The sequence below is a fragment of the Saccharothrix sp. NRRL B-16348 genome, from assembly GCF_001280085.1.
GTDB lineage: Bacteria > Actinomycetota > Actinomycetes > Mycobacteriales > Pseudonocardiaceae > Actinosynnema.
This window is the reverse complement of sequence record NZ_LGED01000104.1, coordinates 1-429: the sequence shown is the minus strand read 5'-3', so window position 1 is coordinate 429 and position 429 is coordinate 1. Positions and strand designations below refer to the sequence as shown.

1 protein-coding gene is annotated in these 429 nt (G+C 66.4%); it reads right to left on the bottom strand.

Annotation, left to right across the window (positions count from 1 at the left end; genetic code table 11):
* A partial coding sequence (locus ADK67_RS11640) for a tetratricopeptide repeat protein (RefSeq protein ID WP_157620163.1) occupies positions 1-429 on the bottom strand: 429 nt, incomplete at both ends.

The following is a 429-nucleotide window of genomic DNA, read 5'->3' as shown; positions in this document are numbered from 1 at the left end:
TGTCGCCTCGTACAGCGGGATCGCATTTTCCAGATCACCCACCGCCTGGTAGACGGCAGCGAGGTTGTTACGGGAGGCCAGCGTGTTCGGGTGGTCGGGGCCCAGCACCCGCACAAAGTCAGCCAGGCTCGCCTGGAATAGCGGGATCGCACGACCCAGATGACCCGCCGTCTCGTAGGCGCCAGCGAGGTTGTTGCGGGAGGTCAGCGTGTCCGGGTGGTCGAGGCCCAGCACCCGCTCGCAGTCAGCCAGACTCGCCTCGAATAGTGGGATCGCACGGCCCAGATCACCCGCCGCCCGGTAGGCGTAGGCGAGGTTGTTGCGGGAGGTCAGCGTGTTCGGGTGGTCGGAGCCCAGCACCCGCTCGCAGTCAACCAGACTCGCCTCATACAACGGGATCGCACGCCCCAGATCACCCGCCGTCTCGTA